Below are 17,630 nucleotides of genomic sequence, written 5' to 3' on the forward strand. Positions count from 1 at the left end.
CGATGCGACAGGTCCGTGCGGCGATCATCGCCGCACTTTTCATTCCGGGCGCCCTATCGGGCCTCGTTTTCCCGACACAAGCCGCCGCTCAGGACGTCACCCTGCGCTCGCGGGACGGCGGCATCGAGCTGAGCGGCACCATGCTCGGCTTTGACGGCGAGTTCTACCGCATCGACAGCCGCTACGGCGAGCTGACCGTCGACAGCTCGGGCGTGCTCTGCGAGGGCGTCGGCTGCCCATCGCTGACCGATTTCGTCGCCGAGTTGCGCATCTCCGGCGCCGCCACCATGGGCGCGCTTCTCATGCCCGCGCTGATCGAGAGCTTCGCGCAGCGCAATGGATACGGCGCCGAGCCGGGCACGCTGGCCGAAGGCGGGACACGCTATTCCTTTACCGATGGCGACCGCGAGATAGGCCGGTTCGACATCGCCCCCTCGAGCACGGACGAGGGCTTTGCCGACCTGCTCGCCGACGAGGCCGATATCGTCGTCGCCCTGCGCGAGGTGCGCCCCGCCGAGCAAGAGCTTGCCCGGCAGGCCGGGCTCGGCGATCTGACGCAGCCCAACCGCAGCCGCGTGCTGGCTCTCGACGCGCTGGTGCCGGTGGTTGCGCCCGACAACCCGGTCACCGAGGTCTCGCTGCCGCATCTCGCGGGTGTGCTCTCAGGCCAAATCGACAACTGGCAGACCCTCGGCGGGCCGGACGCGCCGATCGTCCTGCACCTCCCGCGCGAGGGGTCGGGGCTGGTGCAGGCGCTTGAGGACCAGCTCCTGCAGCCGCCCGCGCTGACCCTGCGCAGCGCCGAGACCGTCCGCCACCAGAACGCGGCGGACCTCGCGGCGGCGGTCTCCGAGGATGCGCTAGGCCTCGGATTCGTCAGCGCGGCCGAGGTCGGCAACAGCCGTCCTATCGTGCTGACCGGCAGCTGCGGATTCCACCTGCGCGGCACCCGGCAGGCGATCAAGACCGAGGATTACCCGCTGACCATGCCGGTCTTCGTCTACATGCCCGCCCGCCGCCTGCCCAAGCTGGCCCGCGAATTTCTCGAGTTCACCCGCTCCGCCCCCGCGCAGATCGTCATCCGCCGCGCGGGGTTCGTCGACCAGACCCCCGAAGAGCTGCCGCTTGACGCGCAGGGCGACCGGCTTGCCAACGCCATCGCGGTTGCCGAGGGCGAGGTCGGGCTGACCGAACTGAAGCGGCTGGTCGACACGCTCGAGCCGATGCGGCGGCTGACCACCTCCTTCCGCTTCGAGGCAGGCTCCGCGGGGCTCGATGCGCAGTCCCGCTCGAACGTCCAGCAGCTCGCCCGGGCGCTGGAGGTGGGCGAGTACGACGGCCGCACGCTGGTCTTCATCGGCTTCTCCGACGGACAGGGGCCGAGCGAGGGCAATCTGCAGATCGCCGGAGAGCGCGCCGCCTCGGTCCGCGACGCGGTCATCGCTGCCGCCGAGGCCAGCGACCTTGCCGGCATCACGCTGGAGACCGACGCCTTTGGCGAAGCCATGCCCATGGCCTGCGACGACACGGTCTGGGGCCGGCAGGTGAACCGCCGCGTCGAGGTCTGGCTGCGCTAAGGCTCAGAGCAGCCCCTCGGCGCGGAAGCTCAGCTCGCGCGAGCGGCCGATCACCAGGTGGTCGTGCAGGGTGATGCCCAGAGCCTCCGCCGCGATGCGGATCTGCTCGGTCATCTGTACGTCTGCATCGCTGGGAGTGGGATCGCCCGAGGGGTGGTTGTGGACGAGGATGAGCGCGCTGGCGTTCAGTTCCAGCGCGCGTTTCACCACCTCGCGCGGGTAGACCGGCACGTGGTCCACCGTGCCGCGCGCCTGCGGTTCGTCGGCAATCAGCACGTTCTTGCGGTCGAGGAAGAGCACGCGGAACTGCTCGGTGTCGCGGTGCGCCATGGCGGTCTGGCAATAGTCCAGCAGCGCCTCCCACGAGCTGACCACCTGCCGCTGCAACACCCGACTGCGGGCGAGCCGGTGCGCCGCCGCCTCGACGATCTTCAGCTCGGTCACCACGGCATCGCCCACCCCGTCGACGTCGCGCAACCGGGCGGGCGGAGCCGAAACCACCGCGTTGAAATCGCCGAAATGCTCGATCAGGCGGCGGGCGAGCGGTTTCATGTCCTGTCGGGGGATGGCGCGGAACAGCAGCAGCTCCAGCAGCTCGTAGTCGGGCACGGCATCAGCCCCCCCCGGTGAGGAACCGATCCCTCAGGCGCCTTCTGTGGTCGCGAATGTAGGACGGAAGTGCCCGCCCGCCGTGCGCGGGGCGCAGCGGCACCTCGTCGCGTGCAAAGAGCGAGGGCTGGCTGTCGGAGAAATGGCGCGGTGGGCTCATGCGCCCAGGGTGGCGCCAGCACGGTTAGAAAAGCGTTAATCCACGCGCGCGAGGCGCTGGCCGCCACACACCCCGCAGCCTCTCCGCAAATGAAAGCGGCGCGGAAATTTCCGCGCCGCTTCCGATTCCTGCGAAAAGGCCGATCAGCCCTTCATCGAGTCCCAGAACCCTTTCACCGAAGAGAAGAAGCTCTTCGATTCCGGGTTGTTGTCCTCGGACTGGTCCTCGAACTCGCGCAGAAGCTCCTTCTGGCGCGAGGTGAGGTTCACCGGCGTCTCGACCGCCAGCTCGATGAACATGTCCCCGGCCGCGCCGCCGCGCAGGGCGGGCATGCCCTTGCCACGCAGGCGCATCTGGCGACCGGACTGGCTGCCCGAGGGGATCTTCACGCGGCTGCGGCCGCCGTCGATGGTCGGCACCTCGATGTCGCCGCCAAGCGCGGCGGTGGTCATCGACACCGGCACGCGGCAATGCAGCTCGGTGCCCTCGCGCTCGAAGATCCCGTGCTTCTTCACCTCTATGAAGATGTAGAGATCCCCCGGAGGCCCGCCGCGCATACCCGCCTCGCCTTCGCCGGCAAGACGGATGCGGGTGCCAGTCTCGACCCCCGCCGGGATGTTCACCGACAGCGAGCGCTCCTTCTGCACACGGCCCAGGCCGCCACAGGACGCGCAGGGGTTCTTGATGATCTGCCCGAGACCCGAGCAGGTCGGACAGGTGCGCTCGACGGTGAAGAAGCCCTGTGTCGCACGGACCTTGCCCATGCCCGAACAGGTCGGACAGGTCACCGGCTCGGCGCCACCTTCGGCACCCGAACCATGGCATTCGCCGCATTGCACCGAGGTCGGCACGTTGATCGTCTTCTGCAGGCCGCCGTAGGCGTCCTCGAGCGTCACGCGAAGGTTGTAGCGCAGGTCTGCGCCGCGCGCCGCGCGCTGGCGTCCGCCGCCACCGCGGCCGCCGCCCATGAAGTCGCCGAAGAGATCGTCGAAGACGTCGGAGAAGGCCGAGGCGAAATCGCCCTGCTGGCCGAAGCCACCGCCGGGACGTCCGCCGCCCATGCCACCCTCAAAGGCCGCATGGCCGTAGCGGTCATAGGCTGCCTTCTTGTCGGCGTCCTTGAGAACCTCGTAGGCCTCATTGATTTCCTTGAACTGAGCTTCCGCGTCAGGGTTGTCCGCGTTCCGGTCGGGGTGAAGTTCCTTCGCTTTCTTGCGATAGCCCTTCTTGATCTCGTCCGCGGAGGCCCCTTTGGCGACGCCGAGCAGCTCGTAATAGTCACGCTTGGACATACATGCCCTCCTTGGCCCGGAACAGAAAAGGGCCGGTCCGGCATCCGGACCGGCCCCCGTCTGGTTCCGCTATGGCTTAGCTGCGCTTGCGGTCGTCGAGGTCTTCGAAGTCCGCGTCCACGATGTTGTCGTCATCCGACGGGCCCGACTTGTCGCCGGTGTCGTCGACATCGGCTTCGGGAGCGGAGTCGCCCGCCTCGGCCTGTGCCTTGTAGATCGCCTCGCCCAGACGCATGGCCACTTCGGTCACGTTCTGGATGCCGGACTTGAGCTTCTCGCCGGTGATGTCGCTCTTCTCGAGGTCATCCTTGAGCGCGGCAATCGCCAGCTCGATGGCTTCGATGGTCGACGGGTCGACCTTGTCGCCATGCTCCTCGATCGATTTCTCGGTCGAGTGGATGAGGCTCTCGGCCTGGTTGCGGGCCTCGACCAGCTCCTTGCGCTTGCCATCCGCCTCGGCATTCTCCTCGGCGTCCTTGACCATGCGCTCGATGTCCTCGTCGGTGAGGCCACCCGAAGCCTGGATGGTGATCTTCTGTTCCTTGCCGGTGCCCTTGTCCTTGGCCGACACGGAGACGATGCCGTTGGCATCGATGTCGAAGGTCACCTCGATCTGCGGCATGCCGCGCGGTGCCGGCGGGATGTTCTCGAGGTTGAACTGGCCGAGCAGCTTGTTGTCGGCCGCCATCTCGCGCTCACCCTGGAAGACGCGGATCGTCACGGCCGACTGGTTGTCCTCGGCGGTGGAGAAAATCTGCGACTTCTTGGTCGGGATCGTGGTGTTGCGGTCGATCAGGCGGGTGAACACGCCGCCCAGCGTCTCAATGCCGAGGCTCAGCGGAGTCACGTCGAGAAGGACCACGTCCTTCACGTCACCCTGCAGCACGCCGGCCTGGATGGCGGCGCCCATGGCAACCACTTCGTCCGGGTTCACGCCCTTGTGCGGCTCCTTGCCGAAGAACTTGGTTACCTCTTCAATAACCTTCGGCATGCGGGTCTGACCACCAACGAGGACGACCTCGTCGATCTCTTCCTTCGAGATGCCGGCGTCCTTGAGAGCGGCCGCGCAGGGCTTCAGCGAGGCCTTGATCAGGTCGCCTACGAGGCTTTCCAGCTTGGCGCGGGTCAGTTTCATGACCATGTGCAGCGGCTGACCGTTCGAACCCATCGAGATGAACGGCTGGTTGATCTCGGTCTGGCTCGAGCTCGACAGCTCGATCTTGGCCTTCTCGGCAGCTTCCTTGAGACGCTGCAGGGCCATCTTGTCCTTGGTCAGGTCGACCGAGTGCTCTTTCCGGAACTCGTCCGCCAGGTAGTTGACGATCCGCATGTCGAAGTCTTCACCGCCGAGGAACGTGTCGCCGTTGGTGGATTTCACTTCGAAGAGACCGTCGTCGATCTCGAGGATGGTCACGTCGAAGGTGCCGCCGCCGAGGTCATAGACCGCGATGGTCTTCGATTCTTTCTTGTCGAGGCCGTAGGCCAGCGCAGCCGCGGTCGGCTCGTTGATGATGCGCAGCACTTCGAGGCCGGCGATCTTGCCGGCGTCCTTGGTGGCCTGACGCTGGGCGTCGTTGAAGTAGGCCGGGACCGTGATGACGGCCTGGGTCACTTCCTCGCCGAGGTAGCTCTCGGCGGTTTCCTTCATCTTGCCGAGGATGAAGGCAGAGATTTGCGACGGGGAGTATTTCTCACCCTTGGCTTCAACCCAGGCGTCGCCATTGCCGCCGTCCACGATCTTGTAGGGGACGATGTTCTGGTCCTTGGTCACTTCCGCATCGGTGGTGCGGCGGCCAATCAGACGCTTCACGGCGAAGATGGTGGCTTCCGGGTTGGTCACGGCCTGCCGCTTGGCGGGCTGGCCGACGAGGCGTTCGTCGTCGGTGAAGGCGACGATCGACGGGGTGGTACGTGCGCCTTCGGCGTTTTCAATCACGCGAGCCTGGCTGCCGTCCATGATGGCGACGCAGGAGTTCGTGGTGCCGAGGTCGATACCGATCACTTTGCCCATGATTCGATCCCTTTTCCAATTCAAGGCGATGACGCGAGGCATACGGACCCGTTACGGCATCCAGCCCCGCTTGTTGAAGAAGCCGTCCGGCGGGGGCCTCGCGGCGTTCGAAGGGTATATAAGGAGGGGGTTTGAGCCCTGCAAGCGGCCTTGGCGGGGCTTTGCCTGCATTTGCCGGGATTTTCTTTGCACGTCGCCACGGAATGCCCGACAAGAAGGCCATGACGGCCCCTCTCGACATCCGCGGTTTCCAGCTCTTCCCGGGCTTCCTCGACCGCCCGGCGCAGGACGCGCTGGTTGCGGTTTTGCGCGGGCTGCTGCGCGTCGCGCCGCTCTATCAGCCGGTTACGCCGCGCGGCCAGAAGATGTCGGTACGGATGAGCGCGGCGGGCCGTTTCGGCTGGGTCACCGACCGCCGCGGCTACCGCTACGAGCCCCATCACCCCGGCGGCATGGACTGGCCGCCGATTCCCGAGGAGGTGCTGGCGATCTGGCGCGCGGTCTCGGGCGTCACGCGCGAGCCCGAATGCTGCCTGATCAACTGGTACGGCGAAGGCGCCCGCATGGGGCTGCACCAGGACAAGGACGAGGCGGATTTCTCCTGCCCGGTGGTCTCGGTCTCGCTCGGCGACGAGGGGCTCTTTCGCATGGGCCATGAAGAGCGTGGCGGCAGGACCGAGTCGGTCTGGCTGAAGTCCGGCGATGTGGTGGTGATGGGCGGCGCGGCGCGTCTGAAGCACCATGGGGTCGACCGCATCCGCTTCGGCTCTTCGACGCTGCTGCCGCAGGGCGGGCGGATCAACCTCACCCTGCGGGTGGTCACCTGAGGCTCAGCGCATCAGCTCGCAGCAGCCCGAGAGCGTGCGGCTGACGCGGCCGGTCAGAACCAGCGTCGCGGAAAGCCCGTAAAGCTGGTCGGACATGCCATCGCTGCATTGCGCCGCCGGACTGCTGACCAGCACCGCCTGCAGTTGATCCGCTCCGGCGACCGAGGTGTACGGCCAGCGCTGGCCGCTGGCGGTCTCGAAAGCCCCGGACAGCAGCACCTCCTCGGGGTCGTCGGGGGTTGTCCAGGTTGCCGCCTCGCCCTGCCGGACCTCGTAGCTCCAGAAAGGTTCGGTGCCGAAGCAGCGCAGCCCCTCGACCTGCGGCAGGCTGCCGTTTTCCTCGGGCGCGAGGAACTCCATCGACACCCAGCCCACGCCTTCCCCCGAGGTGATCCGCCCCCAGGTGCCCGCCTCGTTCAGCGCGCTGACCTGCACGGCGATTGCGGTGGGCGCAAGGGTGCCGAGCACCGCCGCCGAGGGATCGGGCGCCGCGCGGATGTTCAGCACGTCATCCAGGGTAACGCCGGTCACCGCGTAGAAGGCGGGCAGGTCCTGGGCCGCGGCAGATGTTGCGAGCAATACGGCGGTGAGCGTGAAAACATGGCGCATGAAGGGCTCCTCCTCGGGTCCGTCATGCTCGATCATGGGGCAGAGAGACGCCTCGCGTCCAGCGCCGAAGGAGAAAGCCGCCTATCGCCGCGCCGACCAGGAGGCCGAGGCGTGCTTGCGGGTGTAGAACTCGCCCATCAGCCCGATCATCAGCAGCACGATCGACACCCACAGCGCGTATTCCCAGCTCGAGTTGCGCGGAAAGTAGTTGGCGAAGGCATAGCCGCGCGACTGGTCGATGGTGTGAAATAGCGGGTTCCAGTCAAAGATCGCCAGCATCCCCGGAGTCAGCGAGTTGGCGACGAACATCTTGCCCGAGGCGATCATGTTGGCACGTTGGTAGACCGTGGTGGCGATCGACACCGGCGTCGGGAACCAGGGCTTCGCCGCCAGGAAAACCATGCCGATCGCCGCCCCCGAGAACCACGACAACAGCAGCATCGCCATGGCCCCAATGGGATCGTGGATTTCGCTCATGACGAAGGGATTGAAGGCCACGTCGTAGACGAAAAGGATCGCGAAGAGCGACAGCACCTGGATGTAGAGCGTCGAGAGCATGGCCGAGGCGATGGCGATCGCCGTGTTCATCGGCGCGTGCTGCATCATCGGGCTCGCCGGTCCCTCGGACCCGGCGACCGCCCCCAAGGTCTTGGAATGGGTCATGTAGAGAAAGACCCCGGTCATGATGTAGATCATGAAGTCGCCACGGATCGCCGTGCCGCGCATCCCGAGAACATGGAACATGAAGTAGAAGGCGAGCACGAAGATCACCGTCTGCAGCATGTTCATGAAGATCGCCATGAACGCATTGCCATGGCTCTTGCGCACGGCGCGCACCGAATTGTGGTAGATCAGCTCGCAAATGTAGAGGGCGGAACCCAGCCGAGAGCGCGGCTTGGTGGTCTGAAACATGGCAACTCGGCTCCGGTACGGGCTCAAACAGACGGGTCGGCTTGCCCATCTTCACGCAGCGCAGCATAAGAGTCGCAGGCTTTCAAATCAATAAATCCGCGCGGCGGAAAGGAGTAGCTCTTTGAATTACGAAAATCTTGTTTCCGTGATCCGTCGTCTCGCGCTCGAAGCGGGGGACAAGATCATGGAGATTTACAACTCCGACGAGTTCGAAGTGAAGTCCAAGTCCGACGCCAGCCCGGTGACCGAAGCCGACGAAGCCGCCGACGCGCTGATCTCGGCCGGCCTTCGCGACGCCTTCCCCGACGTGGCGCTGGTCACCGAAGAACAGGCCGACAGCCACGACGTCGAGGCGATGACCTTCCTCATCGTCGACCCGCTGGACGGCACCAAGGAATTCGTCAACCGGCGCGGCGATTTCACCGTGAACATCGCGCTGGTCGAGGACGGCGTGCCAACCTTCGGCGTGGTCTATGCCCCGGCCAAGGAGCGCATGTTCTACACCGACAGCGTCGGCAACTCGGTCGAGGAAATGGGCCCCTTCGACAAGGAAACCCCCGGCGAGACCAAGCCGATCAAGGTCTCGACCCCCGACAACTCGGCGCTGCTGGTCGTCGCCTCGAAGTCGCACCGCGACCAGGCCACCGACGATTACATCAACAAGTACAGCACCGCCGACATGAAGAGCGCCGGCTCCTCGCTGAAGTTCTGCCTCGTGGCGACCGGTGAGGCGGACATCTACCCGCGCCTCGGTCGGACGATGGAATGGGACACCGCCGCGGGCCAGGCCGTGCTGCAGGGTGCGGGCGGCCGCGTGGTGCGTTTCGACGATCACACCCCGCTGGCCTACGGCAAGCCCGGCTTCGCCAACCCGTTCTTCATCGCCTATTCGCCCGACGTCGCGTTGAAAGAGGGCTGAGACGGCCATGACCGCCCTGCCGGTCAGCGTGGTCATCGTCAGCCGCGGACGTCCCGCGCGCTCGATCTCTGCCTGACCGGCGTTTCGCAGCTCGACCACCCCGCCTTCGAGGTCGTGGTGGTCGCCTGCCCCGCCGGGGCCGCCGCCGTTGCGGCCCGGGCCGACCGGCCGCACATCAAGCTGGTGCAGTTTGATGAGCCCAACATCTCCGCCGCGCGCAATCTCGGCATCGCACAGGCGGCGGGAGAGATCGTCGCCTTCCTCGATGACGACGCGGTGCCCGAGCCGCTCTGGCTGCATCACCTCTGCGCCCCCTTCACCGATCCGCAGATCGCCGCCTGCGGTGGCTTCGTGCGCGGGCGCAACGGCATCTCCTTCCAGTGGCGGGCCCGCTCCGTGACGCCGGACCTTCGCGAGCGCGACCTCGGGCTGGACGTCCCCGGCCCGCACCTGCCCGAGCTACCGCCGGGCGAGACGGTGAAGCTGCAGGGCACCAACATGGCGCACCGGCGCGCGCTACTCGCCGGGATGGGCGGCTTCGACCCGGCCTTCCGCTTCTACCTCGACGAGACCGACCTCGACCTGCGCCACGCGGCGGCGGGCCACCGGGTCGCCATAGCTCCGCTGGCCGAGGTGCATCACGGCTACGCCGAGAGCGCCCGCCGGGGCGCTGACCGGAGCCCGCGCGACCTGACCGAGATCGGCGCCTCGATCCGCTGCTTTCTCGATCGGCATTGCCCGGACGCCGGGCGCGAGGCCGCCTGGGCCCGGCTCCGCGAGGCGCAGCGCGCGCGGCTGCTGCGCTTCATGCAGCGCGGCCCGCTCGGTGCGGACGACGTGGCGCGGCTGTTGCGGGGACTCGAGCGCGGTTGGCAGGATGGCGCCGAACGCCGCCCAAGCAAAAGGCTTGAGCCCCTCTCTGCCCCGGTTTCGCCATATCTGCGCTACCCCGGACGCCCCGCCGCGCCGCGCATCGCACTGACGGGCGGGGTCGCCCAGCGCGAGACCTTGCGGAAAAAGGCAAAACAATGCGCGGAAGAGCAGCAGATTGTCACAGTCTACCGGTTCTCGCGAACGGCGCTTTTCCACCAACTGCACTTCCATCCCGGCGGGTTCTGGGAACAGGCCGGCGGGCTGTTCGGACGTAGTGAAAGAACCGGAAAGCTATTCCGTTTCCACAGCTTTCAGACCCGTACGAGCAAAGAAATCTCGCGCACCGAGAAAGTGCGTGGGTCAATCGGGTCTTTGCTCTTCCATAGACGCTAGATTTACTTTTACGCTATCGCAGCAATATGCTGTTGATTAATTGATTCACTCCAGGGCCTGAGGCCCGGAGAAAGTACCAGGAGCGCCTCCCATGTCCCGCAAGGTTACCAAAGCCATTTTCCCCGTCGCCGGTCTCGGCACCCGTTTTCTTCCTGCAACCAAGTCGGTGCCCAAGGAAATTATGACCCTGGTCGACCGCCCGCTCGTCCAGTACGCGATCGACGAGGCGCGCGCCGCCGGCATCAAGGAATTCATCTTCGTCACCTCGCGCGGCAAGGGCGCGCTCGAGGATTATTTCGACCATGCCCCGCAGCTCGAGCGCGAGCTTGAAGCCAAGGGCAAGGACAAGCTGCTGAAGGTCCTGCAGGATACCAACATGGACTCGGGCGAGATCGCCTACATCCGCCAGCACAAGGCGCTCGGTCTCGGCCACGCGATCTGGTGTGCCCGCCGGCTGATCGGCGACGAGCCCTTCGCGGTGATGCTGCCCGATGACGTGATCGCCGCGGACAAGCCCTGCCTGCAGCAGATGGTCGAAGCCTACGAAGAAGTGGGCGGCAACATGGTCGCCGCGATGGAAGTGCCCGCCGACAAGGCCTCGTCCTATGGCGTCCTCGACGTGCAGGAAGACATGGGCTCGCTGGTCTCGGTCAAGGGCATGGTCGAAAAGCCCGCGCCCGGCACAGCGCCGTCGAACCTCGCGGTGATCGGCCGCTACATCCTGTCGCCGCAGGTCCTGCAGAACCTCGAGGACAAGCAGGTCGGCGCCGGCGGCGAGATCCAGCTCACCGATGCCATCGCCAAGCAGATTGGCTCCGACGAGGGTGTCTACGGCTTCCGCTTCAACGGCCAGCGCTTCGACTGCGGCTCCAAGGCCGGCTTCCTGCAGGCCACGGTCTCCTTCGGCCTCAGCCGCGACGAACTGCGGGACGATCTCGAGGGCTACCTGCACGAGGTCATGTCCTCGCGCAAAGCCGCACAGTAAGGCACGCCTGAGAACTTCATGACAAACGTACTGGTTACCGGCGGCGCGGGCTACATCGGCTCGCACGCCTGCAAGTCACTTAAGGCGGCGGGCTACACGCCCGTCACCTACGACAATCTCGTCACCGGCTGGGAACAGGCGGTGAAATTCGGCCCCTTCGAAAAGGGCAGCCTGTCGGATCGCACGCGGCTCGACGAGGTCTTCGCCAAGTACCAGCCGGTCGCGGTGATGCATTTCGCCGCGCTCAGTCAGGTCGGCGAAGCTATGTCCCAGCCCGGGCTCTACTGGCGCAACAACGTCGAGGGCTCTCTGACGCTGATCGAGGCCGCCTGCGCCGCGGGCTGCAAGAACTTCGTCTTCTCCTCGACCTGCGCAACCTACGGCGAGCATGACAACGTGGTGCTCGACGAAGAGACGCCGCAGATCCCGCTCAATGCCTATGGCGCCTCGAAGCGCGCGGTCGAGAACATCCTGCGCGACTTCGCCGCTTCGGACGGGCTGAACCACGTGATCTTCCGCTACTTCAACGTCGCGGGCGCAGACCCCGAGGGCGAGGTGGGCGAGCATCACCGCCCCGAGACCCACCTGATCCCGGTCATGCTGGAAGCGATCGATGGCAAGCGCCCGGCGCTCACCATTCATGGCACCGATTACGACACGCCGGACGGCACCTGCATCCGCGACTACGTGCACGTCATGGACCTCGTGGACGCGCATGTGCTCGGGCTGAAATGGCTCGAGGCGGGCAAGCCGTCGTCGGTGTTCAACCTCGGCACCGGCAAGGGCTTTTCGGTGCGCGAGGTGATCGATGCCTCGCGCGCGGTGACCAACCGCGAGGTGCCGCATTCCGAGGGACCGCGCCGCGCGGGCGATGCGACGAAGCTGGTCTCGGGCTCGACCCGTGCGCTGGCCGAGCTGGGCTGGGAGCCGTCGCGCTCGACCATGCCACAGATGATCGCCGATGCCTGGAACTGGCATCTGAATGGGCATTACGATCACTGAGATCACGGCCCCTGCCCGGCTGCTCGACCTGACCCGGCTGGTGAGCCGCGCGGGCCGGGTGAGGACCGGGGTCGACCGCGTGGAATACGCCTATCTGGACCGGCTCCTGCAGGAGCCGGTTCCGCTTTTCGGGCTGGTGAGAACCTCGCTGGGCTACCTCCTTCTTGACGGTACCGGCTGCGCCGCGTTGAAGGCACAGATGGATGCGCAGGACTGGCCGGAAGCAGACCTGCTGGGCCGCCTCGCCCGCCGCCGCGATCCACACAGGGCCGGGACAGAGACCGCGCTTCGCGCCAATGCCCTTGCCCGCGCCATCCCGGCATTGCTCGGCCCGATGCTGCGCCGCCACCTGCCCGCCGGAACGGTCTACCTCAACACCGGCCACTCGAACTTCTCGGAGCAGGTCATCACCGCGCTCCGTCGGGTGGAGGGCAGCCGCATCGCCGTCCTTCTCCACGATACCATCCCGCTTGACTGGCCGCAGTACCAGCGCGCGGGCAGCGCCCAGCGTTTTGCCGGCTTCCTGAGACGCGTCGGTAAACACGCCGACCTGGTCATCTGCAATTCCGAAGTGACCCGCGCAGACATGGCCCGGCACCTTGGCGCGGACGCTCTGCCCGAGACGGTCGTCGCGCATCTGGGCATCACGCCCCCTGCCCCGGGCACGGCGCCCGAAGGCCCATGGACCAAAGCCCCCTACTTCGTCACCCTCGGCACCATCGAGCCACGCAAGAACCATGCGCTGCTTCTGGACATCTGGCGCGAGCTGACACCTGCCGCGCACCTGCTGATCTGCGGCGCACGTGGCTGGAACAATGCCGAGGTCTTCGCCGCGCTCGACGCGGGCATCCCGAACGTGCACGAGTTGCCCGGCCTCGACGATGCGCAGATCGCCGCGCTACTCGCGAGGAGCGCCGGGCTCCTCTTCCCCAGCTACGCCGAGGGGTACGGCCTGCCCCCGGTCGAGGCCGCCGCGCTCGACGTGCCCGTGCTCGCCGCGCCACTTCCTGTCCTGCGCGAAGTGCTTGGCGATATACCCATTTACGCAGACGAATCGGACCGATATCTTTGGGCCTCAAGAATAAGGCAAATGGCCAAAGGGTATCGGGCACAACCGGACGAGGCGGAAAACACGCAGGCAGGGTATCTCCCGCCGACGTGGGACGCCCATTTCAAAGCCGTGTTAACCCTGATCTGATATCTGGCCCCCGGGTCGGCTCCGGGGCATTGCCCCGAACGAGGGAAGTGTTGTGGGTGCATGGCAGTCATACAGGCTCCGGCTGCAGCGCAAGCGGTGGCTGGTCCGGGCATTGCGCAAGCGGCGTGAGCTGCGCTGCGTCGCTGACCGCACCGACCGCATCCGCCCCTCCGATCTCATCGTCTTCTGCACTGCCCGAAACGAAGGTGTGCGCCTGCCGTGGTTCCTCAAGTACTATCGCGACATGGGCGTGAACCATTTCGTCATGGTCGACAACGACAGCACCGACGGCTCGCTCGACTATCTTGCCCGGCAGGAGGACGTCTCGGTCTGGCACACGCGCGGCAGCTACAAGCGCTCACGCTTCGGCATGGATTGGATCAACTGGCTGCTGCGCAAGTACGGCGACGGGCACTGGGTGCTGGTGGTCGATCCCGACGAGCTTTTCCTCTACCCCTTCTGCGACACCCGCCCGCTGCGGGCGCTGACCGACTGGCTCGACGCCTCGTCGATCAAGAGCTTCTCGGCCATGCTGCTTGACATGTACCCCAAGGGCCGGCTCGACGCGCAGCCCTATACCGCCGGGCAGGACCCGCTGGAGATCGCATCATGGTTCGACGCGGGCAACTACTCGGTGAAACGCAACAAGCGCTTCGGCAACCTGTGGATCCAGGGCGGGCCACGGGCGCGCATGTTCTTCCCCGACCAGCCCGAGCGCGCCCCCGCGCTGAACAAGGTGCCGCTGGTGAAATGGGACCGGCGCTACACCTACGTCAGCTCCACCCACATGCTGCTGCCGCGAGGGCTCAACCTCGTCTACGACGAATGGGGGGGGCGAGAAGGCCTCGGGCCTGCTGCTGCACACCAAGTTCCTCGACACGTTTAACGCCAAGGCCGAAGAGGAGCTAGCGCGCAAGCAGCACTATGCCGGCTCAACCGAATACATCGCCTATGCCGAGGGGGTCCGCGACAACCCGGACCTCTGGTGCAAGTGGTCCGAAAAATACATCAACTGGCGCCAGCTCGAGATCCTCGGCCTCATGTCGAAGGGGAACTGGGCGTGACCGTCGGAATCATCATGCTGGTGCACACCGCCTTCGACCGCGCCGAACAGGTGGCGCGGCACTGGGCCAGAGCGGGCTGCCCGGTGGTGATCCATGTCGACGAGAAGGTGTCGCCCAAGACCTACGGCGCCTTCGCCGAGGCGCTGTCTGACCTGCCGCAGGTGCTGTTCTCGCGCCGTCACCGCTGCGACTGGGGCACATGGGGGCTGGTCGCCGCCAGCCAGGATGCCGCCGAGCTGATGCTCGAGCGTTTCATGGACGTGCGCCATGTCTACCTCACCTCGGGCTCCTGCCTGCCGCTGCGCCCGGTCGAGGAGCTGATCGACTACCTCGACGCGCGACCGCAGACCGACTTCATCGAAAGTGCCACGACAGCCGATGTACCCTGGACCGTGGGCGGGCTTGATCGTGAGCGCTTCACCCTCTTCTTCCCGTTCTCCTGGCGCCGGAACCGCTATCTCTTCGACCGGCTGGTCGAGGTGCAGCGCCTCCTGCGTATATCCCGCCGCATCCCCAAGGGCGTGGTGCCACACATGGGCAGCCAATGGTGGTGCCTCACCCGGCACACGCTGTCGGCGATCCTCTCCTCGCCGGAGCGCCGCCCGCACGAGCGCTATTTCCGCCGCGTCTGGATCCCTGACGAGAGCTACTTCCAGTCCCTCGCACGACTGCATTCGCGCAACATCGAGAGCCGGTCGCTGACGCTGTCGAAGTTCGACTTCCAGGGCAAACCGCACATCTTCTACGACGACCACCTGCAGCTGCTGCGCCGCTCTGACTGCTTCGTCGCGCGCAAGATCTGGCCGCATGCCGGGCGGCTTTACGAGGCCTTCCTCAACCACCCGGAAAGCGCCGCGAACCGGCAAGAGCCGAATCCCGGCAAGATCGACCGCGTCTTTGCCAGGGCGGTGGACCGACGGACCCGGGGCCGTGCCGGTCTCTACATGCAGTCGCGCTTCCCCAACTTCAGCTGGGAAAACGGCGTGACCGCCGGGCGCTACTCTGTGTTCCAGGGCTTCTCAGAGCTCTTCGAGGAGTTCGAGCCCTGGCTCGCCCGCGCCACCGGGGCCCAGGTGCATGGCCACCTTTTCGCCCCCGAGCGGGCAGAGTTCGCCGAAGGGCAGCCCGTGCTGAACGGCGCCCTTTCGGACAATGCCGCGCTGCGCGACTGGAACCACCGGGCCTTCCTGACCAACCTCATCTGGAACACCCGCGGCACCCGGCAGTGCTTCCAGTTCGGGCCGCACGACGCGCCCGAGGTCATGTGGGATCTCGCCCGCGACCCCAATGCGCAGATCAGCGTCATCTCGGGCGCCTGGGCCGTGCCGCTGTTCCGCGCGGGCGGCGATTTCAGCACGCTCCGCGCCGAGGCCGCCGCCCTGCAAAAGGCCGAGCACCTGCTGCTCGACGAGCTGCGCTCGCCCGAGGCCAAGGCGCGCATCCGAATCTGGACCATGGCCGAATTCATCGAGGCGCCGATGGAGCCGCTGCAGCTCATCCTCGACGAGATCGGCCAGAAAGAGCCGCGCCGCCTTGCCGAGGCGCCGGTGATGCAAGACCTCACAGGCTTCGGTCGCTTCCTGCAAAACCTCAAGAACCAGGGGATGCACCCCTACCTCATGGGCGACTTCCCGGTCGAGCCGGCCCCGGGCCCCAGCAGCGCGCCCACGCGCAAGCCCTACCTCGTAAAGAACTGAGTTTTCATGTCCGACCGTTTCGACAGTTTCGTCGTCTTCGCCGAGATGCGCACCGGCTCGAATTTCCTCGAGGCCAACCTCAATGCCCTCGAAGGCGTCACCTGCCACGGCGAGGCCTTCAACCCGCATTTCATCGGCTATCCCAATGCGAGCGACATCCTCGGCGTCACCCAGCCCGAGCGCGAGGCCGATCCGCTGCACCTCCTCCAGGTTATCCGGGACGACACGCCGGGCCTGGGCGGCTTCCGCTTTTTCCACGACCACGACCCGCGGGTGCTGCAGCCGCTGCTGAATGACGCGCGCGTCGCCAAAATCGTGCTGACCCGCAATCCTGTCGAGAGCTACGTCAGCTGGAAGATCGCCCAGGCCACCGGCCAGTGGAAACTGACCAACGTCAGCAAGCGCAAGGACGCCCAGGCCGCCTTCGACGGTGCGGAGTTCGAGGCGCATCTGGCGCGGCTGCAGGACTTCCAGGTCACGCTGATGAGCGCGCTGCAGGTAAGCGGCCAGACGGCCTTCTACGTCGCCTACGAGGACCTCCAGAGTCTCGATGTGATGAACGGACTGGCCAAGTGGCTCGGAGTCCCGGCGCGACTGGGATCGCTCGATGGCAAGCTCAAGCGGCAGAACCCCGAGCCGGTGGCCGAGAAGGTGGCCAATGCCGCGGAGATGGAATGCGCGTTGTCCCGGCTCGACCGGTTCAACCTGTCCCGCACCCCCAATTTCGAGCCGCGCCGCGGTCCCGTGGTGCCGGGCTATCTTGCCGCCGCCGAGACGCCGTTGCTCTATATGCCGATAAACTCCGGCCCGACCGGTGCCGTGCAGCGCTGGCTGTGCGCCCTCGATGGCGTCGATGACGGAAAGCTCACCGGCGACTTCAGCCAGAAGTCCCTGCGCCAGTGGAAACGCGCGCGTCCCGGGCACCGCAGCTTCACCGTGATCCGCCATCCGCTCGCCCGCGCCCACGAGGCCTTCTGCAGCCGCATCCTGTCCACCGGCCCCGGAAGCTTCGGCCGCATCCGCAAGACCCTGCGCCGCGTCCATGGCCTGCCCCTGCCCGAGGGCGCGCCCGGACCCGACTACAGCCTGGCCCAGCACCGCGACGCCTTTGCCGCCTTCCTGATCTTCCTGAAGGCCAACCTCGCCGGTCAGACCGCGGTGCGGGTCGATGGCCATTGGGCCTCGCAGGCGCACTGCCTGCAAGGGATGGCCGAATTCACCTTGCCCGACATGATCGTCCGCGAGGAGGAGATGGCCGTCTACCTGCCCGCTCTGGCGATGCAGGTCGGCCATGCCGCGCCGCCTGAGCCCAAGGCCGAGCCACATCAGGATCCCGCGCCCTATGCGCTGGCGGACATCTACGACGCCGCTCTGGAGGCGCTCGCCCGAGAGGCCTACCAGCGCGATTACCTGATGTTCGGCTTCGGCGACTGGGGCTGAACCGGGCCCATCCCGAGCCAAGGACGCAAACACAAAAGGAGCGGGCCTTTCGGCCCGCTCCT

Annotated in this window: 13 protein-coding genes and 2 pseudogenes; 10 read left to right on the forward strand and 5 right to left on the reverse strand. The window is 66.3% G+C overall.

Translation table 11 applies throughout. The features are described 5' to 3' along the window. The first annotated feature begins 2 nt into the window (after positions 1-2). On the forward strand, positions 3-1,577 hold the full coding sequence (locus CLG85_RS19345) for a phosphate ABC transporter substrate-binding/OmpA family protein (RefSeq protein ID WP_095882077.1): 1,575 nt from the start codon (positions 3-5) through the stop codon (positions 1,575-1,577). A 3-nt stretch (positions 1,578-1,580) separates the two neighbouring features. On the opposite strand, the pseudogene radC reads toward CLG85_RS19345, so the two are convergent. The 3 genes and pseudogenes from radC to dnaK all read right to left on the reverse strand — a co-directional run bounded on the left by radC (position 1,581) and on the right by dnaK (position 5,649). Further along, positions 1,581-2,346: pseudogene (radC, locus tag CLG85_RS19350) on the reverse strand (RadC family protein). 143 nt (positions 2,347-2,489) lie between these two features. Then, a complete protein-coding gene (gene dnaJ, locus CLG85_RS19355) occupies positions 2,490-3,638 on the reverse strand; it encodes a molecular chaperone DnaJ (protein ID WP_224847535.1) in 1,149 nt (382 codons plus the stop codon). A 76-nt stretch (positions 3,639-3,714) separates the two neighbouring features. Continuing rightward, positions 3,715-5,649 (reverse strand): molecular chaperone DnaK, encoded by a 1,935-nt coding sequence (dnaK, locus tag CLG85_RS19360; RefSeq protein ID WP_095882934.1) that lies wholly within the window; start codon positions 5,647-5,649, stop codon positions 3,715-3,717. A gap of 221 nt (positions 5,650-5,870) precedes the next feature. Here dnaK and CLG85_RS19365 point away from each other — a divergent pair, with 221 nt between their 5' ends. Beyond that, the gene (locus CLG85_RS19365; protein ID WP_235865435.1) at positions 5,871-6,476 is read left to right on the forward strand and encodes an alpha-ketoglutarate-dependent dioxygenase AlkB family protein; all 606 of its coding nucleotides are present in this window, start codon (positions 5,871-5,873) and stop codon (positions 6,474-6,476) included. Between the two features lie 3 nt (positions 6,477-6,479). Here the strand turns inward: CLG85_RS19365 and CLG85_RS19370 are convergent, their stop codons facing one another. Further along, on the reverse strand, positions 6,480-7,085 hold the full coding sequence (locus tag CLG85_RS19370) for a COG3650 family protein (protein ID WP_095882938.1): 606 nt from the start codon (positions 7,083-7,085) through the stop codon (positions 6,480-6,482). Positions 7,086-7,166: 81 nt separating this feature from the next. Continuing rightward, positions 7,167-7,997 (reverse strand): ABC transporter permease, encoded by an 831-nt coding sequence (locus CLG85_RS19375; RefSeq protein ID WP_095882936.1) that lies wholly within the window; start codon positions 7,995-7,997, stop codon positions 7,167-7,169. Between the two features lie 121 nt (positions 7,998-8,118). Between CLG85_RS19375 and cysQ the strand changes: the two genes are divergently transcribed. From cysQ to CLG85_RS19415, 8 genes and pseudogenes are all read left to right on the forward strand, one after another. Then, positions 8,119-8,916 carry a 3'(2'),5'-bisphosphate nucleotidase CysQ gene (cysQ, locus tag CLG85_RS19380; RefSeq protein WP_095882937.1) on the forward strand — a complete coding sequence of 266 codons (798 nt, stop codon included), beginning with the start codon at positions 8,119-8,121 and terminating at the stop codon, positions 8,914-8,916. A 117-nt stretch (positions 8,917-9,033) separates the two neighbouring features. After that, the gene (locus tag CLG85_RS19385; RefSeq protein ID WP_260349884.1) at positions 9,034-10,182 is read left to right on the forward strand and encodes a glycosyltransferase family 2 protein; all 1,149 of its coding nucleotides are present in this window, start codon (positions 9,034-9,036) and stop codon (positions 10,180-10,182) included. A gap of 91 nt (positions 10,183-10,273) precedes the next feature. Continuing rightward, positions 10,274-11,167, forward strand: a complete 894-nt coding sequence (galU, locus tag CLG85_RS19390; protein WP_095881006.1) for a UTP--glucose-1-phosphate uridylyltransferase GalU — start codon at positions 10,274-10,276, stop codon at positions 11,165-11,167. 18 nt (positions 11,168-11,185) lie between these two features. Next, positions 11,186-12,169, forward strand: a complete 984-nt coding sequence (galE, locus tag CLG85_RS19395) for a UDP-glucose 4-epimerase GalE (RefSeq protein WP_095881007.1) — start codon at positions 11,186-11,188, stop codon at positions 12,167-12,169. Continuing rightward, positions 12,150-13,367, forward strand: a complete 1,218-nt coding sequence (locus CLG85_RS19400) for a glycosyltransferase family 4 protein (protein ID WP_095881008.1) — start codon at positions 12,150-12,152, stop codon at positions 13,365-13,367. The genes galE and CLG85_RS19400 overlap by 20 nt, the downstream gene beginning before the upstream one ends. Before the next feature lie 52 nt (positions 13,368-13,419). Continuing rightward, positions 13,420-14,431, forward strand: a pseudogene (locus tag CLG85_RS19405) (glycosyltransferase family 2 protein). Next, a complete protein-coding gene (locus CLG85_RS19410; protein ID WP_095881010.1) occupies positions 14,428-16,128 on the forward strand; it encodes a DUF5927 domain-containing protein in 1,701 nt (566 codons plus the stop codon). The pseudogene CLG85_RS19405 and the gene CLG85_RS19410 overlap by 4 nt, the downstream one beginning before the upstream one ends. A gap of 6 nt (positions 16,129-16,134) precedes the next feature. Further along, on the forward strand, positions 16,135-17,568 hold the full coding sequence (locus tag CLG85_RS19415; protein WP_095881011.1) for a nodulation protein NodH: 1,434 nt from the start codon (positions 16,135-16,137) through the stop codon (positions 17,566-17,568). The last annotated feature ends 62 nt before the right edge of the window (positions 17,569-17,630 follow it).

This window comes from Alloyangia mangrovi, assembly GCF_002300555.2.
Taxonomy (GTDB): Bacteria; Pseudomonadota; Alphaproteobacteria; order Rhodobacterales; family Rhodobacteraceae; genus Salipiger; species Salipiger mangrovi.

Excerpts from the sequence above, each read along its gene's own strand:
- dnaK (WP_095882934.1), bottom strand. The coding sequence starts at position 5,649 with ATGGGCAAAGTGATCGGTATCGACCTCGGCACCACGAACTCCTGCGTC.
- galU (WP_095881006.1), top strand. The coding sequence starts at position 10,274 with ATGTCCCGCAAGGTTACCAAAGCCATTTTCCCCGTCGCCGGTCTCGGC.
- CLG85_RS19370 (WP_095882938.1), bottom strand. The coding sequence starts at position 7,085 with ATGCGCCATGTTTTCACGCTCACCGCCGTATTGCTCGCAACATCTGCC.
- galE (WP_095881007.1), top strand. The coding sequence starts at position 11,186 with ATGACAAACGTACTGGTTACCGGCGGCGCGGGCTACATCGGCTCGCAC.
- CLG85_RS19365 (WP_235865435.1), top strand. The coding sequence starts at position 5,871 with ATGACGGCCCCTCTCGACATCCGCGGTTTCCAGCTCTTCCCGGGCTTC.
- CLG85_RS19375 (WP_095882936.1), bottom strand. The coding sequence starts at position 7,997 with ATGTTTCAGACCACCAAGCCGCGCTCTCGGCTGGGTTCCGCCCTCTAC.
- CLG85_RS19415 (WP_095881011.1), top strand. The coding sequence starts at position 16,135 with ATGTCCGACCGTTTCGACAGTTTCGTCGTCTTCGCCGAGATGCGCACC.
- dnaJ (WP_224847535.1), bottom strand. The coding sequence starts at position 3,638 with ATGTCCAAGCGTGACTATTACGAGCTGCTCGGCGTCGCCAAAGGGGCC.
- CLG85_RS19400 (WP_095881008.1), top strand. The coding sequence starts at position 12,150 with ATGGGCATTACGATCACTGAGATCACGGCCCCTGCCCGGCTGCTCGAC.
- CLG85_RS19345 (WP_095882077.1), top strand. The coding sequence starts at position 3 with ATGCGACAGGTCCGTGCGGCGATCATCGCCGCACTTTTCATTCCGGGC.